General features: G+C 63.0%; 18 protein-coding genes. 1 reads left to right on the top strand and 17 read right to left on the bottom strand.

The genetic code is table 11. From position 1 onward, the window contains the following. Positions 1-2 precede the first annotated feature (2 nt). From paaI to V1277_RS23905, 13 genes are all read right to left on the bottom strand, one after another. Entirely contained in the window at positions 3-461 is a 459-nt protein-coding gene (gene paaI, locus V1277_RS23965) for a hydroxyphenylacetyl-CoA thioesterase PaaI (protein ID WP_334418406.1), read from the bottom strand. Positions 462-702: 241 nt separating this feature from the next. Continuing rightward, complete coding sequence (gene paaE / locus V1277_RS23960; RefSeq protein WP_334418405.1) at positions 703-1,782, bottom strand: 1,2-phenylacetyl-CoA epoxidase subunit PaaE; 1,080 nt, start codon at positions 1,780-1,782, stop codon at positions 703-705. A gap of 112 nt (positions 1,783-1,894) precedes the next feature. Then, entirely contained in the window at positions 1,895-2,398 is a 504-nt protein-coding gene (paaD, locus tag V1277_RS23955) for a 1,2-phenylacetyl-CoA epoxidase subunit PaaD (RefSeq protein WP_334418404.1), read from the bottom strand. Beyond that, positions 2,392-3,168, bottom strand: a complete 777-nt coding sequence (gene paaC, locus V1277_RS23950) for a 1,2-phenylacetyl-CoA epoxidase subunit PaaC (RefSeq protein ID WP_334418403.1) — start codon at positions 3,166-3,168, stop codon at positions 2,392-2,394. Before paaC ends, paaD begins: the two co-directional genes overlap by 7 nt. Positions 3,169-3,275: 107 nt before the next feature. Further along, positions 3,276-3,563 carry a 1,2-phenylacetyl-CoA epoxidase subunit PaaB gene (gene paaB / locus V1277_RS23945; RefSeq protein WP_057844448.1) on the bottom strand — a complete coding sequence of 96 codons (288 nt, stop codon included), beginning with the start codon at positions 3,561-3,563 and terminating at the stop codon, positions 3,276-3,278. Between the two features lie 10 nt (positions 3,564-3,573). After that, positions 3,574-4,566, bottom strand: coding sequence for a 1,2-phenylacetyl-CoA epoxidase subunit PaaA (gene paaA, locus V1277_RS23940; RefSeq protein ID WP_334418402.1), 993 nt, complete (start codon positions 4,564-4,566; stop codon positions 3,574-3,576). A 75-nt stretch (positions 4,567-4,641) separates the two neighbouring features. Beyond that, a complete protein-coding gene (paaX, locus tag V1277_RS23935) occupies positions 4,642-5,511 on the bottom strand; it encodes a phenylacetic acid degradation operon negative regulatory protein PaaX (protein WP_334418401.1) in 870 nt (289 codons plus the stop codon). 96 nt (positions 5,512-5,607) lie between these two features. After that, positions 5,608-6,378 carry an esterase/lipase family protein gene (locus V1277_RS23930; RefSeq protein WP_334418400.1) on the bottom strand — a complete coding sequence of 257 codons (771 nt, stop codon included), beginning with the start codon at positions 6,376-6,378 and terminating at the stop codon, positions 5,608-5,610. 186 nt (positions 6,379-6,564) lie between these two features. Beyond that, entirely contained in the window at positions 6,565-7,851 is a 1,287-nt protein-coding gene (locus V1277_RS23925) for a DUF445 domain-containing protein (protein WP_334418399.1), read from the bottom strand. Positions 7,852-8,129: 278 nt separating this feature from the next. Beyond that, positions 8,130-8,606, bottom strand: coding sequence for a phasin (locus tag V1277_RS23920; RefSeq protein WP_334418398.1), 477 nt, complete (start codon positions 8,604-8,606; stop codon positions 8,130-8,132). A 246-nt stretch (positions 8,607-8,852) separates the two neighbouring features. Then, positions 8,853-9,446, bottom strand: a complete 594-nt coding sequence (locus V1277_RS23915; protein ID WP_334418397.1) for a GNAT family N-acetyltransferase — start codon at positions 9,444-9,446, stop codon at positions 8,853-8,855. After that, a complete protein-coding gene (locus V1277_RS23910) occupies positions 9,443-10,525 on the bottom strand; it encodes an alpha/beta fold hydrolase (RefSeq protein ID WP_334376628.1) in 1,083 nt (360 codons plus the stop codon). Before V1277_RS23910 ends, V1277_RS23915 begins: the two co-directional genes overlap by 4 nt. Further along, a complete protein-coding gene (locus V1277_RS23905; RefSeq protein WP_334418396.1) occupies positions 10,522-10,902 on the bottom strand; it encodes a hypothetical protein in 381 nt (126 codons plus the stop codon). The genes V1277_RS23910 and V1277_RS23905 overlap by 4 nt, the downstream gene beginning before the upstream one ends. 164 nt (positions 10,903-11,066) lie before the next feature. Between V1277_RS23905 and V1277_RS23900 the strand changes: the two genes are divergently transcribed. Continuing rightward, positions 11,067-11,981 carry an alpha/beta fold hydrolase gene (locus V1277_RS23900; protein WP_334418395.1) on the top strand — a complete coding sequence of 305 codons (915 nt, stop codon included), beginning with the start codon at positions 11,067-11,069 and terminating at the stop codon, positions 11,979-11,981. Between the two features lie 110 nt (positions 11,982-12,091). Here the strand turns inward: V1277_RS23900 and V1277_RS23895 are convergent, their stop codons facing one another. From V1277_RS23895 to V1277_RS23880, 4 genes are all read right to left on the bottom strand, one after another. Next, entirely contained in the window at positions 12,092-12,766 is a 675-nt protein-coding gene (locus V1277_RS23895; protein ID WP_334418394.1) for a spermidine synthase, read from the bottom strand. A gap of 59 nt (positions 12,767-12,825) precedes the next feature. Beyond that, on the bottom strand, positions 12,826-14,109 hold the full coding sequence (locus tag V1277_RS23890) for an IS4 family transposase (protein WP_334414870.1): 1,284 nt from the start codon (positions 14,107-14,109) through the stop codon (positions 12,826-12,828). A gap of 310 nt (positions 14,110-14,419) precedes the next feature. Then, positions 14,420-17,659: a bifunctional cytochrome P450/NADPH--P450 reductase gene (locus tag V1277_RS23885; protein ID WP_334418393.1), complete on the bottom strand. Its 3,240-nt coding sequence runs from the start codon at positions 17,657-17,659 to the stop codon at positions 14,420-14,422. 149 nt (positions 17,660-17,808) lie between these two features. Next, entirely contained in the window at positions 17,809-18,804 is a 996-nt protein-coding gene (locus tag V1277_RS23880) for an alpha/beta fold hydrolase (protein ID WP_334418392.1), read from the bottom strand. Positions 18,805-18,806 lie beyond the last annotated feature (2 nt).

Raw genomic sequence — 18,806 nt, 5'->3', positions numbered from 1 at the left:
TGCTATTTTTGTTTGGTCTCTTCGTCCGCGGCCGGCAGCCACGTCCCGGTGACGGTGCGGGAATGACCGCGGAACTCAGCAATCACGACATCGCCCGATGTGACGCGGACGTCATAAATTCCGGAGCGACCGTTGCGCGAAACTTCCCGCGCGGTCGCGACCAGCACGTCGCCGAGCTTGCCCGGGCGGATGAAGGCGATGTCGCATTGCGCGGCGACTGCGCGCTCATTGCGGGAATTACAGGCAAAGGCGAAGGTGGAATCGGCGAGGAGAAAAATGAAGCCGCCATGGGCGATGCGCTGGCCGTTGACCATGTGCGGCTGCACCGTCATCGTCAGCGTCGCCTGCCCCGGCTTGACCTCGACAATTTTCATGCCGAGGCCCTTGCTGGCGTCATCTTCCTTCCACATCGCCTCCGCGCAGGCGCGGGCGATCTCGTCGGGCGAAAGCGCGACGTTCATAGCGGTGTGCCCGCTCTGCGAGACGGTTTCACGACGTTCTCTCCCCTTGTGTGCGCGGGCCTGTTATCAGGCCTCTTTGCTTAGTGTGTTAGTGTTGGGTCGAAGCACACGAGGTGTCAACGAGCCCGCATCTCTTAGCTTCAACCACCTCTGTCATTCCGGGATGGTGCGTAAGCACCAGACCCGGATTCTCGAGATTCCGGGTTCGATGCTTCGCATCGCCCCGGAATGACGAATTCACTTAGACATGGTCGTAATCCACCACGACCTTATCCGAACACGGCCGCGCCTGGCAGGTCAGGATGAATCCCGCCTTCAGTTCCCATGGCTCCAGCGAATAGTTGACCTCCATTTGCGCCTCGCCCTCGACCAGCTTGGCGCGGCAGGTCGAGCACATGCCGCCCTTGCAGGCGAACGGCAGATCCATGCCGGCACGCAACGCAGCGTCGAGGATGGCCTCTCCTTCGGCGACCGGCACCTCGCGGCGCTTGCCGTCGATGATCAGGGAGGCGATCGCCTTCGGCGGCGCGGACGGCTCGACAATCTTCTTCGCGCGCGGCTTGCCGCCGAATTCCGAGACAAAGCGCTCGACATGGATGCGATCCTCGGCAATGCCGATCTCGCGGCAAGTGGTCTCGATCTCCTCGCTCATACCCATGGGGCCGCAGATGAAGACGTGATCGACACTCGAGGCTGGCACCAGCGAGCGCAGCAACACGCGCACTTTCGCGCCATCGAGCCGGCCATGCAGGATCGGGATATCCTGCTCCTCGCCCGAGATCACATGGAACAGCGACAACCGTTGCATGAAGCGGTCTTTCAATTCCTCGAGTTCTTCGAGGAACAGCATGTTTGAGGTCGTGCGGTTGCCGTAAAACAGGAAGAACCGGCTATTCGGCTCGCGCGCCAGCACGCCTTTGACGATCGACAGGATCGGCGTGATGCCGCTTCCTGCGGCAAATCCGACATAGACCCTCGCCTCTTCAGGCGCATGGGCGATGCCGAAGCGGCCAGTCGGCGTCATCACGTCGAGTTCGTCGCCGGCCTTCAATTCGTCCGCTGCCCAGTTCGAAAACGCGCCGCCATCGACCTTCTTCACCGCGATGCGCAACTCGCCGTCGTCAGGCCCCGAGCAGATCGAATAGGAGCGGCGCACTTCCTCGCCGTCCATCGTAGTACGCAACGTGAGGTATTGTCCCGGCGCAAAGCTGTAGTCGCCTTCCAGCTCCTTCGGGATCGCAAACGTCATCGATACCGCATCCGCCGCTTCGCGACGGAGGTCGTTGACGGCGAGACGATGGAAACGCGGCGCGACGGACATCACACGCTCCTCACCGTCATTGCGAGGAGCGAAAGCGACGAAGCAATCCATCCCTCCACGGGACAGTGAGATGGATTGCTTCGCTTCGCTCGCAATGACGACATAGAAGACCTCAATGACACTTGAAATAATCAAAGGGTTCGCGGCAGGCCTTGCAGCGCCACAGCGCCTTGCAAGAGGTCGAGCCGAATTCGGACAGCAGCTCGGTGTTTTGCGAGCCGCATTGCGGGCACGCCACCTGCTGTTCACCGAACAGCGCGCGGCGCGAGTGTGATGCCTGCGGTGGGGCGATGCCGTATTCCCGGAGCTTGTTGCGGCCGTCCTCGCTCATCCAGTCCGTGGTCCAGGCTGGCGACAGCACGGTGCGGACCGTCGGGCGCGGCATTCCGGCGCGTTCCAGCGCCAGCTCGATCTCGAGCGCGATCATGTTCATCGCCGGACAGCCGGAGTAAGTGGGCGTAATCGCGACCTCGACGCGGCCGTCATGAACCTCGACGTCACGCAGCACGCCGAGATCGGCAATCGTAAGCACCGGTATTTCGGGATCGACCACCTGTGAAGCGGCCTCCCAGGCGCGGCGGCGCAGATCAGTGTCGCTTGATATGGCCGTTACCATGTCGCCCCCGGAAACGTCCGCTGCATCGATTGCAGCTCGCTGAGGAGATGGCCGAGATGCTCGCTGTGCCGCCCGCTGCGGCCGCCCTGCTGCATCCAGTTGTTATCGGGCAAAACAAGCGTCGCTTCGCGGACGACATCCGATACCGTCTTCAGCCATTGCGGACGCAAGGTGGCAGGCTCGATCGCGATGCCGGCATCGATCAGGCCGCGCTCGCTGTCGTCGACCGAAAACATCTCGCCGGTGAAAGCCCAGAGCTCGTCGATCGCCGCTTGCGTGCGGCGGTGGCTTTCTTCGGTGCCATCGCCGAGACGGATGATCCATTCCGAGCAATGGCGGACGTGATAGGCGCTTTCCTTTTCCGATTTCGCCGCAACCGCCGCCAGCGTTGTATCGGTGGAACGCATCATCGCGCGCCAATAGAGATCGGCGAACGCAGCGTAGAGGAACTGCCGCACCGTGGTGCGCGCGAAATCGCCGTTCGGCTGTTCCAGCAGCAGGAGATTGCGGTACTGCCTGACGTCGCGGAGATAGGCGAACTTGTCCTCGTCGTTGCCCCTGCCTTCGACCTTGGCGGCATAGCAATAAAGCTCGCGCGCCTGGCCGAGGAGATCGAGGCCCATATTGGCAAGCGCCATGTCCTCTTCCAGCATCGGCGCATGGCCGCACCATTCCGACAGCCGATGGCCCAGGATCAACGCATCGTCGGCACGGCGCAGGGTGTAGAGCACCAGCGGCGTTTCGGAGACCTGGATGTTGGCTGCGGCCATTTCAGTTCCTGCTTGCTCAGCCGTCATTGCGAGGAGCGGAGCGACGAAGCAATCCACACTTGGTTGCCGGCGCGATGGATTGCTTCGCTTCGCTCGCAATGACGGTCTCACATATGCCCGACTTCGTCAGGTACGTCGTAAAACGTCGGGTGCCGGTAGATCTTGGATTCCGCCGGCTCGAACATCATGCCTTTCTCGGACGGATCGGACGCAGTGATGGCGCTCGACGGCACCACCCAGATCGAGAGGCCCTCGCCGCGGCGGGTGTAGATGTCGCGGGCAGCCTGCAGGGCCAGCGTGGCGTCGGTGGCATGCAGCGAGCCGACATGCTTGTGCGCCAGCCCGTTGCGGCTGCGGATGAAAACCTCCCAGAGCGGAATGTTCGGCGTCGCCATCGCGTCTCTCCTATTCGGCTGCCTGCAGCGCTGAGCGTTGCCGGCGTTTCTCGGCATAGGCCATCGCTGCTTCGCGCACCCAGGCGCCGTCCTCATGCGCCTTGCGCCGAGCCGCCAGACGGTCGCGGTTGCAGGGGCCGTTACCGGCCAGCACCTGCTTGAACTCATCCCAATCGATCGCGCCATATTCCCAATTGCCGTTCGCGTTCTGCTTCATGCCGGGATCGGGAATCGTCAGCCCGAGGAACTGCGCCTGCGGCACGGTGGCGTCGACAAATTTCTGCCGCAGCTCGTCGTTGGAAAAGCGCTTGATCTTCCACTTGGTCGAGGTGTCGCTGTGCTGGCTGATCTGGTCGGGCGGACCGAACATCATCAAGACCGGCCACCACCAGCGATTCAGCGCGTCCTGCGCCATCGCCTTCTGCTCGTCGGTGCCGCGGCACAGCGTCAGCATGATCTCAAAACCCTGGCGCTGGTGAAACGATTCCTCCTTGCAGACGCGGATCATCGCGCGCGCGTAAGGACCATAGGAGCAGCGGCACAGCGGAATCTGGTTCATGATCGCCGCGCCATCGACCAGCCAGCCGATGGTGCCGATATCGGCCCAGGTCAGCGTCGGATAATTGAAGATCGAGGAATACTTTGCCTTGCCCGCGAGCATCGCGTCGACCAGCTCTTCGCGCGAAGAACCGAGCGTCTCGGCGGCGGCGTAGAGGTAGAGGCCGTGGCCGCATTCATCCTGCACCTTGGCGAGCAGCGCCGCCTTGCGGCGCAGCGACGGCGCGCGGGTGATCCAGTTGCCTTCGGGGAGCATGCCGACAATTTCGGAATGCGCGTGCTGCGAAATCTGCCGCGTCAGTGTCTTGCGGTAAGCGGCCGGCATCCAGTCGTTGGGCTCGATGCGCTCGTCGGCATCGATGCGCGCCTGAAACTGCGCAGCCCGCGCGGCGTCCTCAATGTGGCGTTCGTCGCCGTCGGACGTGTTGAGCGCCTGCGTGTACATGGCGGACCTCCCGGAATTTGTTGGGAGGAAATATATAACACAAATTTTGATATGCAATATATTTCTGTAACATATCTACAGCCCGTCAAACCGCTTCGAAAGTTCCCCGCCGGGCTTTGGCAGGGGTCCGTTTTCGTTGGTGGCATGGCGATCAAGCCATTGTTCGGACGCGGGAAGCAGCGCGCGATAGATCTCGCCACAGAGCGTTCGGGCGACCCTGCCCGGCCAGTCCGCGGGCAATAGCGCGGTCGGCAGCAACGGGTCGCGCAGCACGACGCGGCGGTAATGATGGATCAGGAGGATCCGTGCGGTGAACGCGTCGGCCTCGGTCAACCGCTCGCCGCGGCCGAGCCAGCCGTGCAGCGGCTCGAAGGTCGTCATGAATTTCTGATAGGCGTCGGCGGTGCGATCGAGCGGCCAGCTTTCGCTGAGCAGGCGCCGCCCGCTGTCGTCTTCCGCCGACACTTCGAGACGAATGGCGCCGGCGGCTTCCGCAGGCACCGGCACGCCCGACGGCGCGACCCATACGCCCGGCAGCGGACTGCCGAAGCCAGCGTTCTTCAACGCCTCGCGCGCGGTGTCGCGGTCTCCGCCATTGCCGATCAGCAGCAGTTCAAACCGCCCGGTCCAGTCGGAGGCTGGCGGGCCGTAAATGTGTTTGGTCGCGATATCGAAGGTCTGCCGCTCGCCCTGAACCAGGCGATAGAAACTGTTGCGGCCAACTTTGACACGCTCGAACCAGCCGTCGGCCGTCAGCCGCGACATCGCGGTGCGCACCACGCTGGCGTCGATGTCAAGTTGCTCGAAGAATTCGAGCAGCGTGCCGAGCCAGACCGAGCCACCGCGCGGCACGATGGCGTCGCCGAATACGGTGATGACGATCGATCCGGTGCGCGAAGGTTCGCGCTTCAACTGCTGAATGATGCGGGCAAGCGGCGGCGGCATGCGTCAACGCATAGCGCGTTTTGCAGGAGAGCGACAATGTCGGTGGTTTTTCCCTCTCCCCGTTCTTCACGGGGCGAGAGAGTTCGCGGCGCCGCTTCAGCGATGCGGATTCGGGTAAACCACGCTGCGCCAGCCGCTTCTATCGAATGGCGACCATTCGCCTTCCGGCTGCGCCAGGCGATCGGCCACTGCGTACACGACTGCCGGGTGGTGGCCCATGCCGCAATGGCTGCTCTCGACCTCGATGCTTTCGGAGGTCGCCGACGTCTTTTCCATGCAGCCCTGCCAGGCGCAGATGCCGTCGGTGCGGCTGAAGATCGCGGTGGTCGGCACCGGCGGCGTGGCCGACAGCGCGCCGCCGAAACGGGGATCCTCCTCGTCGGCGCGACGGCCGCTCGCCAGCTCATAGACGCGCCAGGCGTTGGTCGCCTTCGGTCCCGACGCAAACGGGCTGCCGAGCGTGATCACCGAGCGCACGCGCTCCGGCATCATCTTGGCAAGCTGGCGCGCGTAGAGACCGCCCAGACTCCAGCCGACCAGCGAGACCTTGCGGCCGTGCGTGTCGTTCAACTCCTGCACCAGATCGACCATGGCGTTCTGCACGCCGTGGCGCAGGCCGAGGTTGCGCCCCTGACGCCAGCCGCTGACGGCATAGCCGCGCGTGCGCAGGAAGCCGCGCAGCGGCCGCGTCGATGTGTCGGATGCAACAAGGCCGGGCAACACCAGCACGGGGTGCCCATCGCCGCGTGGCGCCAGGCTCAGCAATGGCAGTGCCCCCAGAAACGCGCCGAGTTCGTGAATGGCACGCCCCTCCAGAAGCATCAGGGTTCTGGACGGCGGGGCAAGCGTCTGCGCAGCAACGGACATCATATCTCCTCTCGGGCTCGGCCCCTTGCGTCGCGGCAGCCGGCCACCGGTTCAGTTAGACGCCAACGCGGTAGAATCGTTCGGCACTGCAATATAGTTCCATAAAAAGCTAGGGAACCGGCTTTCCCCTTGCAAGCAGTGCAGATCACATCTCGGATAACTAAAAGCGTTGACGTGATGAATTAGTCACAGCAGCCGCAGCAGGTATTCGAGGGTGTACAGCGCCAATCCCGCAAGCCCGCCGATCAGCGATCCGTTGAAGCGGATGTATTGCAGGTCGCGGCCGATGTTGATTTCGATCAGCGCGATCAACTGCCCCATATCCCACGACTTGACCTGGTCGGAGATGAAGGTCGAGACGCCGCTCTTCTGTTCGGCGACCACGGTGCGCAACACCGCCACAAGCCCCTGGTTGATCTCGGTGCGCAGCTCGGCGTCGCCGGCCAGCGCCTCCCCCGCCTTCACGAACATGCGCACCAGATATTGCTCCAACACCTGCGTCTCGCCCGATGCACTGCGTTCGAAGAACGAGCGCGCGTTGGCCCAGAGTTGGCGTGCGAGACCCGTCACTTCGGGACGCGCCAGGAGATCGCGCTTCAACCCTTGGATCCGCTCGGCGTAGCTTGGATCGGTGCCGAGGCGATCGACGAAGTTCATCACCATGCGATCGAACTCGCCGCGGAACGGATGCGCGGGATCGTTGCGGACTTCCTCGAAGAAGGCGGTGGCGGAAGCCACGATCTTGTTCACCAGGAACTTGTCGGCGCGATACAGCTTTAGCAGCGTCGGCAATTCGGCGCGGATCTTTTCGCGGATCATCGCCATGGTTTCGGCCTGCGTCATGGTCTGATGCACCGCGCGCAGGATGTCATCGAGCAGGCCGGAATGCCGCCCCTCCTTGACGAAGGCGCGCAGCGTTCCGGCGGCGAGCGGCGCGAGATCGATCGACATCAGTTGCGCGGTGATGCGGCGGCTGACGAACGTCATCAACCCGGAGGTCTCCGTCGCCGCCACCGCTTCGGGCAGCAGCCGCAGCGCAAAGCGCGCGAGATCCTCGCTGCGCTTGCGGTCGCGCAGCCAGTCGGCGATGAACGCGCCGAAATCGATCTGCCGCAGCTTGGCCTCGACGGGAGCTGCTTCCAGGAAATGCTTCTCGATGAATTCGCCGAGTTTGTCGGCGATGCGGCGCTGGTTGCTCTGGATGATCGCGGTGTGCGGAATCGGCAGTCCCAAAGGCCGCTTGAACAGCGCCACCACGGCATACCAGTCGGCGAGGCCGCCGATGGTGGCAGCTTCCGCAAACGCCGCGATGAAGCCGAAGGCCGGATGCAGCGGCAGCAGCGCTCGTGCGGCGAGGAAGATCGCAAACGTCGCCGCCAGCACCGACGTTGCCAGCAATTTTACGCGCCGCAACTCGGCGGCGCGGATGGCGTCGCCGGGGCTATCGATGATGAAGGTGGCGGGAAGGGTCATGGCAGCTTTCGATGGATGAATTCGAATTCTAGCCCTTCACGCCTGACGTGTCCCGGACGCGGTGCAGCGCGCACTTCGCGCTGCTCCGCAGAGCCGGGACCCACGCCATCCGTGGATAGGCCCCGGCTCAGCAGCGCACCACGCAGCAAGCCATAGCGCGTCAGAGACGCGCGTGAACGCGCTGTTGGCGCTGCGCAGCGTCCGGGGCACACAAGCGGCAGACAAAAAGAAGGCCCGCAAAAGCGGGCCTTCGAAAACGGCAGTTGTCAGCAGATCGTTCAGGCGGTCTTGGAGTAGACCTTGGCAAAGTTGTCCTGCGCGGTCTTGGCGCCCTCAGTGACGAGCTTGCCGAGATAGTCGGTGGTGGCCTTCGCCCGCGAGACGAACACTTCGCCGCGCGCACGGACCAGGTCCGACTGGATCTGGGCAGCTTCGCTCAGCGACTTGGCCGAAGCGAGCTTGTCGATGCCGGCGAAGAACGCTTCCGCGTCCTGGTAGAGCGCCTGCTGGATGTTGCGGCTGATCTTGGCGGCCTCGGTAACCGAACCGGCAACGGCGGTCTCGATCGCAGCGGTCGCCTTCTCCGAACCGGCATAAAAGTCGGCGGCGCGCTCCTTGGCGGTCTCGGTCTGCTTCTTCACGAACTCACGGGCAGCTTCCGGAACTTCCAGGTTCTGAAGCTTGGTGAACGCCTCGGTGACGGGCGCGAAGGCTTCCTTGACGGTGTTCAGCACGGAATTGGTTTCGGTGGTCATGGGGGTCTCTCCATCCTCAGGTTTGAGCTATGGGCTCACCCCGTCCGGATTGGCCCGGGGCGCGAGTGTTGTGCCATAGTTAATGGTGCGTCGCAACATTAATGTTGCAGCGCGATATCACGAATTCGTGAAGAGCCTGGTGGATGGGCGGTCCGCCCAGAGAACCGGCAAAAGTTCCACTTTAGGCTAATGCCGGGGCCGCCCCATCTACTTTGCATGGGGTTGTTTTCGCGATTTTGTGTCTCGCTAGTGCTGCACAGCCCCCGGCAGCCCGTAGGCTTCCATCTGTGCCCGAACCTGCGCCACATTGTGCCCGAGCACGACGATGTCGTGCTTTTTGCCGTCGACATCGCGGACGTGGTCGCGCAGCAGGGCTTCGGCCTTGAAGCCGAGGCTCTCGAACAGGGCGATCGCCGCTTGCTGATCGACGGTCATCTGTACCGACAGCTTTTCCAGCCCGGCGCCCAGCGCCAGCGCAAAGGTCTCCTGAGACAGCGCCCGGCCCACCCCCTGCCCGCGGACATCAAGCGAGACCACCATCCGGATCTCGCCGACATGGGGCGACCATGAATGCGGGTCGCGCACCAGCGTGCCGCAGCCGACCACCGTCCCATCCTTCACCGCCAGCAGGCTGACGATCTGGCCGCGCTCGATCTCGTTGATCCAGGCCGACAGCACTTTGGGCTGGCTGATATTGCGCGGCAGGAACAAGAGATCATGGGTCGGGAGCTTTTGCGCAAATGCCAGCACGGCGGCTTCGTCCGCCCGCCCCATCATGCGGAATTCGATATCGCCGGCGTCGGTCTTGACGTGGCGCGGATAGGAACGTGTCTCGCTCATGTTGATCTCTTACCTAGCCAGGAATCCAGTTTCGGCCACAGCCGCTTGATCGCGTTGGCGCCGGCGACGAGACTGACGTGACCGCCCTTGAGGATCACCTCTTCCTTGTCGGTTGAGCCGATCTTGGCGATCAGATGTTTTGCGGCATCATAGGGCACGATGTGATCGTGTTCGGCGACCGCATGCAGGATCGGCACCGTGATCCTGGAAATATCCGCCGCACGCCCGCCGACCGACATGGTGCCGTTATAGAGTTTGTTGTCCCACATCAGGTTCTTGGTGATGTCGCGGAAATACTCGCCCGCCAATGGCAGCGTATCCGTCGCCCAGCGGTCGAACATCCGGTACGACTTCACGAACTCGTCGTTCCAGATGTTTTCCCACAATTGCACCTGGCTGACCGTGCGCGACGCCGGCCGCAGCATTTCGAACGAGGACAGGATCATTTCGGGCGGCACGTTGCCGACACTGTCGACGAGGCGATCGACGTCGAAATAGCGGCGGTCCGAAAAGTTCTGGAACAGCTTCATCTCGCGGAAGTCGATCGGCGTGGTGAAGCAGATCAAATTCTTCATCGGCCCGTCGTTGAAGATCGAGCCGTACAGGAGCGACAGCACGCCGCCGAAGCAATAGCCGATCACGGTAACGTCCTGCTCGCCGGAATCCTGCTGGACGCGGCGGACGCAATCCGGGATGAAGTCGAGGACATAATCCTCCATCCGCAAGGATTTTTCTTCCGGCTTCGGCGCGGTCCAGTCCAGCATGTAGACGTCGTAGCCGCGCTTCAGCAGAAACTCGATAAAGCTCTGGCCCGGCACCATGTCGAGAATGTAGCCGCGATTGGTGGTCGCCATCACGATCAGGATCGGCACGCGGTAGATTTCATCCGCAATCGGCCGATAGTGATAGAGGTTCATGGTGCCGCGGGCGGCCAGAATGTCCTTCGGCGTCGAGCCGAGCGACGGGCCGGAGGTAGAAAAATATTCGACGCCCTTGATGCTACGCTGGATCGCGCGCTGCACCTCGGACTGGACCCGCTCCGAAATGGAAGCGAAATCGAGACCCGCGGGAGCGTTCATTTCTGCTCTCCCTCCGCCGGCGGACGCTTGGTACGCGGCGGCCGCGGCGTGCCGTAGCCGCTCTCCGGCGCCAGCGAATTGTGGTGCACCTGGTGCAGCAGCGCCTTGATCTCGTTGAGCTGGTCCTCGATCGCCTGCAGCCGCTCCGCCATGCCGACGAGCTGCGCCCGGCTCGGCAGGTTCATAGCCAGCAGGTATTTCTCCATCAGCTCGCCGAGTTGCTTCTGCGCGCCTGCGCTCACGCCGCCGACCTGGTTCATCATTTTTGAGAATTCGGGCGAGGCCATCGCCTGGTTGGCAAAGGAGTTGAACCCCTTCTCCATCTCCCCGATCATGGTCTGCCAGATCACGGCAGGATCGTTGCCTTTGTCGGCCATAAGCGCCCTCTCCCGAAAGATTACGAGCGCTTGCCACGCTTCGCTTGTGTTTGGCCCATACCACACCGTTGCAGCGAGCCGGTCAACCGCTGCGACGTCTTCTGCGGTGCGGGAAACCGTGCCATAGTTACTGAAGCCAGATATCACTTGAGGGAAGACACGCGATGCTCGCCCATCAGCCGCCTCGGATCGCCCGCGCCAACGGCATCGATATTTGCTACGAGATTTTTGGCGATCCGGCCGCGGAACCGATGCTGCTGATCATGGGGCTCGGCGCCCAGATGATCCATTGGGATGACGATTTCTGCCGCCAGCTCGCCGGGCGTGGCTTTCGCGTCATCCGCTTCGACAACCGCGACATCGGCAAATCCTCTCACATGTCCGGCGGCAAGCGGCTGACGCCGTTCGAACTGCTGAAGCTGCGGTTCCTGAAGATTCCGGTGGCCGCACCTTACAGATTGATCGATATGGCAAAGGACACGGTCGGCCTGATGGACGTACTCGGCGTCCAGTCGGCGCATCTGGTCGGGGCCTCGATGGGCGGCATGATCGCGCAGGAAGTCGCGCTCTCGTTCCCGCAGCGGGTGCGTTCGCTGACTTCGATCATGTCGACCACGGGCAATCCAAAACTGCCGCCGCCGACGCGCGAGGCTTCGGCCGTGCTGATGGCGCCGCCGCCGCGGACGAAGGAGGAGTATTTCGACCGGTTCGCCCAGACCTGGAAAGTGCTGCGCGTCGGCTCGTTCCCGGAAGACGAGGCCCTCGACCCTGCCCGCGCCGCCCGCACCTATGAACGCGGCCTCAATCCGAACGGCGTTGGCCGGCAGTTGCGGGCGGTGCTCGCCTCCGGCAGCCGCAAGGAACGGCTGCATCACCTGAAGATCCCGACGCTCGTCATTCACGGTACCGTCGATCCGCTGGTGCGCCCCGAAGGCGGCAAGGATACCGCGGCATCGATCCCCGGCGCAAAACTCCTGATGATCGAAGGCATGGGCCACGCGCTGCCGGTCCCGATGTGGCCGCAGATCATCAACGCGATCGCCGAGCACGCGCAGGGCGCGGCGGTGAAGGCGGCGTAGCGCCGGCGTAGCCAGTAGGGTGGGCAAAGGCGCACTTGCGCCGTGCCCACCATGCATCCGAATAGTCGGTAGAAATGGTGGGCACGCTTCGCTTTGCCCACCCTACTTTCTTAACTCTTCGTCGCGATCCAGATCACGTGACGCACGCCGCGGCCTTTGCCGGTGGCGCGGATGTTGACTTCATTGACATCGAAGCCTGCACCACGAAGACGTTTTGCAAACGCCGCGTTTGGCCCCGAAGACCATATGGCCAGGATGCCGCCCGGTCGCAGTGCGGCATGCGTCGCACGCAAGCCTGCAGCGTTATAGAGCGCATCGTTGGCCTCACGAGTCAGCCCCTCCGGTCCATTGTCGACATCGAGCAAAATGGCATCGAACTTCGAACGATGCGACCGGATGATGTCGGTGACATCCGTCTCTCGAATGCTCACGCGGGAATCGTCCAGGCTGTCGCCAAAGATTTCTGCCATCGGGCCTCGGGCCCAACTGACCACCGCCGGCACCAGCTCCGCCACCACGATCTGCGCTTCATTGCCGAGCGCGGCGAGCGCTGCACGCAACGTAAAGCCCATGCCCAATCCACCGATCAGCACATGCGGTTTAGCGACCTTCTCGATCTGCTTCGCAGCGAGTGTCGCGAGCGCGGCTTCCGAGCCCGACAGGCGGCTGTTCATCAGCTCGTTGCTGCCGAGCTTGATGGAAAACTCCGTGCCGCGGCGCATCAGGCGGAGTTCGCTGCCGGTGCCAGGAATGCGGGCGGTATCGAGCTTTTCCCAGGGAATCATGCGGGGGCTTTTAGCACGCTGCCTCAATAGTCGTCGTCCCTGCGTTCGCACTAGGGTTTCTACGCATTTTCGAGGGCTCTGCCAGCGACGATGATTTGGAAGCGAGCCATTCCGTTGTGGAAGGTGATTGGTCCGGGTGGCCGATGCGAGGCGTAGCCGGTCCATCCGCCGAGCTTGGCGATGATCCATGCCGCCCACTGAAGAGTGTAGGGGTGATGCGGGTTCTTCTGAAGCTCGGTCCTGCCTTTCATGGTTCTGTTGATGGCGGCAAGTGTTTCGATTTCTTCTGGCGTGAAGGCGCATTTGACCGGCAATTGTCCACCACCATTGCGGGCCTGAACGAGCTGAATGACGATACATGCTGCTTTAGTGGCGATCGCCACGAGCTTGATCAGGGCTTCGGCGCTTTCGAGCTGACTGTCCTCGATACGCAGACCCTGGTTCTTCAGCGAGCGAAACAACTGTTCGATGATCCAGCGCTGCTTGTACCAGGAGACGATCCGCCAGGCATCGGCCGCATTGGCGATCGAATGAGTGGTCAAGAGCAGCCAATGAACGGGCTCAGCCCCCTTCGGGGGGTGCAACTCGACGACTTCCACGAAGCTGACTTCGACACGCTCCGGCAGGTCCTTCACGCCGGGGCGCGCCGGCCGCTTGAGCACGATGGTTCCGAAGCGCAGCGAGAGGTGGGCTTGGCGACCGCGACGATCCATCCGCTGCGGCAGATCGATCACCGCCTTGTTGCAGAAGCGGGCTCGCTCCACCGCTTGATAAAGTGTTCTGCCGTCGGCCAGCGCATGATCATGCATGGCCCGCGTCAGCAGGTGGACGTTGTCGCCGGGCGTCAACGCCCAGTGCGCAAAGAACTCCCCCTCACGGTCATTGATGACAGTGATCATGCGCGCTGCAGCCAAAACCTCGCAGCCCTGCTCGGCCGTCGTCACCCAGCGCGCCGATTCCTTGTTGGCCAACTCACGCTCGTCGTGAGGGGTCTTAACCGTGCCCCTGCGCGTCCACACCTTGCCGCCGGTGAGGCCGAGGCAGGCCCCGCTGTCGGCATCGACCGCCATCATGGCATGCAGCAACACGCCGCGGGCATTGCCTTTGCCGACTTTGCCCAGTCTACGCCGACGTCCCTGCCGCGTTTGAAACTTGACCTCGCTGGTGTCCTGGATCGCCAGCACATGACGCCCGCTGACCACGGTCGCCGTCTGCCTGCTCCAGCCTTCAATCAGTTGATCGGTCGTGACTTGCGGATTGTTCACGAACCGCCAGTACGCCATGTACGCGGCCCAGTCACCCTGCGCCATCTGGCGCAAGCAGACGCTGCGCGTGCAAAGCATAGCCTGAACAAACGCCGCCCCCTTTTATCGAGGCGAACGTCGCCAAACTCGCCAAGTGATAAATCCGGCTCTCGCTGCATCTCCGACGCTCCTTCGAATCAAAGCGTCAGAAACAGAATCATACAAACCGCAAAGCGGGATAACATCATGACGCACCGAGTCAATCTGTCGCGCCAGACGTGTAGAAACCCTAGTGCGAACGCAGGGACCCATAACCACAGGATATTGTGGTTACGGGCAGAGTATCCGGCACTATCGCTTCAGTGAGAGGCCGCGGAGTATGGGTCCCTGCGTTCGCAGGGACGACGGATCAGCCACCCGCCCAGACGTCCAGCACGTAGCGGTTCCTGGTGCCGAGATCGTCGATCCAGCGTAGGCCCGCATCGGCGTCGGCTCCGGACTTTTCGCGATAGATCGCAACCAGCGCGGCCTTGACGTCCGGCTCCATCCTGCCGCCGTCGCCGCAGACATAGATGATCGCGCCCTGCTCGATCAGGCTCCAGACGCGGTCCTTTTGCGCCGCCACATGATGCTGCACATAGGTCTTCGGCCCATCGGCGCGCGAGAAGGCAGTGTGCAGTTCGGTGATGCCGTCGATCGCGAAGGCCTTCAACTCCGCGGCATAGAGAAAATCCTGTTCGGGATGACGGCAGCCGAAGAACAGCATCGCCGGGCCGAGCTTTGCGCCCTGCACCTTGCGATGCGCGCGCTCCTGCAGGAAGCCGCGGAACGGCGCCAGCCCCGTACCGGGACCGATCATGATCACGGGTTGGGCCGGATCGTCGGGTAAGCGGAAGCCGGCCTTGGTCTCGCGTATGGTTGCATGCACGGTATCCCCGACGCGGCGGCCGGAGAGATAGTTCGAGCAGACGCCCTTGTAGACGCCGCGGCCGGAACTTGCGGGCGCTTCGACCACGCCGACGGTGACGCTGCAGCGCGCCGGGTCGGTCGAAGGCGACGATGAGATCGAGTAATAGCGCGGCGCCAACAGCGACAGCATTTCCAGATAGGCATGGAACGGCAGTTCGCAGGCCGGATGCTCTTCCAAGAGATCGAACACCGACTTGCGCCTGACCAGCACGTCCGATCGGTAACGCTCGGTGGAAACATCGTCGTCGCCGACATAGGCGAGCAGCTTCGGCTTGGTGACGGGACAGCGCGTGTGTTCCGACATGATCTGGATCTGCTTGCGGGTTGCGATCTGCTGCAACTCGACGAACTCGGTCAGCAACCGCCCGACTGATACGGCATCCCCCACCGGCAGTTGCGCACGGCGGCCCTCCGCGACGTGCAGCCGAATCTGGTCGGCGGGCAGAAAACCGAAGCGGCGCGCGACGGAATCGACCAGCGCCGGATCGTTGCGCGGCACCACGCTGAGGTGGTCACCGACGCGGTAGGTGGTGCCGGGCGGCAATTCCACCTCGACGTGGCGGGTCGAGCGGTCGGAAGGACTGGCGCCGGCCTTGTTCTGCAGTTCGGCATTGACCAGTACCTTCATCGGCGCGACGCCGCCCTGCGCCACGATGGTGTGAACGGTCGATGGAGCCACCGGCTCGATCGAATAAAGCGGCGCGTCGTCAGCGCTGCGGGCGAAGCCGGAATCGACGCCCAGCTCCTTCATCGCCGCGGGTGCTGCCGCCGCAAACCATTTTTCGAACTGGCCGTCGAGATCGCTGCGGGCATCGCCCTCGCCGCGGGCGTAGAGGCCGTGCGCGCCGTGCGTCGCCAACTGCTCGTCGATCATGCGCGGCACGGACTGATAGGTCGCGGCCCAGTCACTGTTGCCGCAGCCGAACACGGCATATCGCACCTTGGCGAATGCGTCCTTCGGCAGGCCGCTGTCCAGCCATCTGACGAACTGCGTGGCGTTATCAGGGGCGGCGCCATTGTAGGAGGCACAGAAGATCAGGAGAGCGCCCTGCTCCGGCAGCTTGCCGACGTAATCGTCGAGCGCGCCGAGTTTTGTCGCGAAACCGTTGACCTCGGCGAGGTCAGCCACCCGCGTCGCCAGCTCTTCCGCGGTGCCGAGGTTTGAGCCATAGAGCACCAATAGCGGCGTGTTGTGCCCCGGGCGGGTCCGCGCCTGCGGCGCCGCCGCGTTCGAAGCGGCAGCGGCCACCGCCGCGCGACCGGCGAAGGCCCCACGGTCCTTGTCCGCGCGCGGGCGCACCTTGATTTTGAAGCCGTCCGGCTTGACCGTCAGTGTTTCCTTCAGGTGCATCTGGTAGCGATGCACATCGATCAGCTTGAAGCGCTGCAGGATCATGCCGATCGCCAGCGCCGCCTCGTGCATCGCAAAGCCGCGGCCGATGCAGGCGCGCTGGCCGTTGCCGAACGGCTTCCAGGCATTGATCGGCCGCTTGGCCTCGGCCTCGCGGCTGAAGTTCTCGGGATCGAAGACGTCAGGGTTCGGACCCCAGACGCTGGGGTCACGGTGCAGCGCCATCACCAAAACGGTGATGAACGTATTCTTCTTCAGCTTGTACTTGCCGCCGCCGATGGTCTCGTCCTGAAGCGGCGTAATGCCGTACGCGGGCGCCGGCGGCCACATCCGCAGCGCCTCCTTCAACACTTGCGTGATGTAAGTGAGCTGCGTGACCTGCTGATAGGTCGGCCTGGCGTTGATATCGGGTCCGAGCACCCGGTCGACTTCCTCATAGGCCTTCTTCAGCACCTCGGGATGCTTGAGCAGCGCGTAGATGGTGCACGAGAGAAGTCCGCTGGTGGTCTCGTGGCCCGCAATCAGGAAGGTGTTGATCTGGTAGCGGATGTTGATGTCGTCGAGCTGCTCGCCGGTCGAGCGGTCGATGCCGGTCATCATCGCGCCCAGCATATCCTTCTTGGCCTCAGTGGTTTCCGCATTGCCGCGGCGCTCGGCGATGATCTCGTCGACCATCTTGTTCATGAAGACGACGTCCTGAGCCAGTGTCTTGCGCCGCTTCTGCATCCACAGATTTTCCAGCGGCAGGCCGCGGGTCATCATGATGGTCTCGAGCGAGCGCACCAGCGACTCCACGAACGGGTGATAGTCGCGACGGTAGAACGAATTGAAACGGTAGTCGAAGCCGCAGAGCCCAATCGTGTCGAGCGTCAGCGCCGTCATGTCGTGCACGACGTCGATCTCCTCGTCGGCGTTGAGCCGCTCCCATTTCTTCACGAGCTGCTCGGCGATATCGACCATGCTCGGGTGATAGGATTGCATCGCGCGGTTGCCGAACGGCTGCAGCAGGATGTTGTGCGCCTTGCTCCAGTTCGGCTCTGTCGTATCGGCCGTGAACAGCCCGTCGCCGCCGACGGCGCGGACGCGGCGCAGCGAGCCGCGCACCGTCTTGTCGAAACGCTTCTCGTCGGAGAGTTCGTCGATCAGATCGTGGCCGGAGACGATCACGATCGGCGCGCCCATCATGTCGAGCCAGAAGATCGGCCCGAGCTCCTTGGACAGCTTGACCAGATGCTGCACCGGCGCGTTCGGGTCCAGCGACAGCATGTTGCCGACGACGGGCTTCTTCGGCGGATGCGGGATCGGACTGAGTTTATTGCTGGACGCCATTGTCGAAGTGTCTCCCCTGCCTGCTTCCTGACACTGTCATTCCGGGGCGATGCGAAGCATCGAATCCGGAATCTCGAGATTCCGGGTCTGCGCTACGCGCATCCCGGAATGACGACGCGAGACGTTTTCGCTCGCGTGACGCGTCATCCTCATCCAAATCTTTTTCTACGCCACTCGATCAGCTTGGCGCTGACCTCGTCCGGCTTTTCCTGCTGCGTCCAATGGCCGCTGTCGCGCACGAGATACTTCTCGAGATCGGGCACCAGCTTCTCCATGCCATCGGTCGCCGACGGCGGCAGCACCGCGTCGTTCTCGGCCATGATCATCAGCGACGGCACGCGGACGGTATGGTCGAGCCCTTCCGAGCGCTGCCAGTTGCGTGAAAAATTGCGGTACCAGTTGATGCCGCCGGTGAAGCCGGTCTTGGTGAAGGTGTCGACGAACACCTGCTTTTCTTCCGCCGACAGGATCGGCGTGCGCGGATCGTGCTTGGCATCGTAATTCGCGATCATCTGTGGAAATGCCAGATTGAGTCGCGCTGACGCGCCGACACCCGCAATCGGCTGCTCCTCCGGCGTACCCGCGGGCCGCGCCACAGGCTTGCGCATGAACGCGTCAAAGGTCTGCTCGACCCGGCTGCCGAAAATCCTGTCAGGCTCGCGGCCAGGGTCCTGGAATTGCACAATGTACATCTTGTCGCCGAAGCGCTGCCGAAACAGCTCGATCGGATCGGCCGGCATACGATCCCAATGCGGGGTGTTGACGCCGACGACACCGGCGACGCGATCGAGGTGGCGTAGTGGCATCTGCCAGACGACGAAGCCGCCCCAGTCGTGGCCGACGAAGATCGCCTTGTCGATTTGGAGATGATCGAGCAGACCGACGAGATCGCCGGTCAGATGCTCCATGTCGTAATCCTCGACCGGCTCGGGGCGGTCGGTCGCGCCATAGCCGCGCTGATCCGGCGCAATCACCCGGATGCCGGCCTCGCTCAGTGCCTTGATCTGGTGCCGCCAGGAAAACGCGATCTCCGGCCAGCCGTGACATAGAACGAGCGGCGGCTTGTCCGATTTGGGCCCCGCCTCGTAATAGCCCATGCGAATACCGTTCACCTCGGCGAATTGCAGCGGCGGCATTTCAATCATGG

It is taken from the genome of Bradyrhizobium sp. AZCC 1588 (assembly GCF_036924735.1).
In the GTDB taxonomy this organism is placed as follows: Bacteria; Pseudomonadota; Alphaproteobacteria; order Rhizobiales; family Xanthobacteraceae; genus Bradyrhizobium.
This window is presented reverse-complemented; position numbering and strand designations above follow the sequence as displayed.